Here is a 1,305-nt window from a genome sequence, read left to right on the forward strand (position 1 = left end):
ATTTTAAATCCGTATTAAAATACTAGTCAGCTTTACTCTCGCCTTTTGAAATTCGTTTGTAGTATGTTGGGCTCTTGAAGCCGTGTAGAGGAAAGTGAAATGAGAAAGGTTAAGTAAAGTTTCAGCTTCTCAAAACAATTAAGGAGGAATTTCGTGGATTATTTAGGCATTGATATTAGTAAAAGAACGAGCGTCATCGCACATTATTTTGAAGATAAATTCCAAAAGGAATTTACAATTCAGAATAATAAAAATGGTTATAATCAGTTACTTAAATACTTAAAAAAACTTGATCAACCTCAACTTATATTTGAATCTACCGGTGTGTATTCAAGAGGTATAGTTCAATTTTGTCAGGTTAACCATGTGAAGTATATTGAAATGAATCCATTAGAAGCCAAATTTAGAACTAGTTCTTTAAGATCTTGGAAAACAGATCAGGCTGACGCTCACAAATTGGCTCAATTAGCGCCGAATCTAGGACAAATGGACAACTCTACTACACATGATTCAATATTCTTTGAATTAAGAGAACGTGCTCGTTTTCATCTAGAAATTGATAATGACCAAAATCGTCTTAAGGTTGAGATTGTTGAACTATTACATCAAACATTTCCTGGTTTAGAAAAATTATTTAGTAATCGATATTCAATTATTGCACTCAATATCGCAGAAATTTTTACGCATCCAGATATGGTTATTGATTTAGATGAAGACACACTTATTACACATATATTGGATTCTACAGACAAAGGTCTATCAACGGGCAAAGCCAAAAATTATGCACATCAATTAGTAAATATTGCTTCAGAAAGTTACCCCAATGTCGATAGACATTCGTTTCTAGTTGAAAAAGGACGCTTACTTATCCAACAATTAAAATCATCTATACAGCGTCTTAAGCAATTAGATAAGGACATGATTCAATTAGCACAACAACTTGATTGTTTTGAAAGTATCCTTTCGACACCTGGTATTGGTAAGCTGAGTGCAGCTATGATAATTGGAGAAATTGGTGATATTACACGCTTTAAATCAAATAAACAACTCAATGCTTATGTAGGTATTGATATCAAACGATATCAATCAGGTGGGACACACAGTAGAGATACAATCAACAAGCGTGGTAATAAAAAAGCGAGAAAACTTTTATTTTGGGTAGTTATGAATATTCTAAGGGGACAACATCATTATGATAATCATATTGTCGATTATTATTACAAACTAAGAAAGCAGCCTAATGAGAAACCTCATAAGACTGCCGTCATCGCATGTATAAATCGATTATTAAAAACAATTCATTTT

The 1,305-nt window shown here is 32.4% G+C and carries 1 protein-coding gene; it reads left to right on the top strand.

Features of this window, described 5'->3' with window-relative positions:
• Positions 1-153 precede the first annotated feature (153 nt).
• Positions 154-1,305, top strand: a 1,152-nt coding sequence (locus KA858_RS04850; protein ID WP_348634753.1) for an IS110 family RNA-guided transposase, incomplete at its 3' end; no start/stop codon positions are given.

The sequence above is a fragment of the Staphylococcus sp. GDX8P80P genome, from assembly GCF_017893095.1.
Classification (GTDB): Bacteria; Bacillota; Bacilli; order Staphylococcales; family Staphylococcaceae; genus Staphylococcus; species Staphylococcus borealis.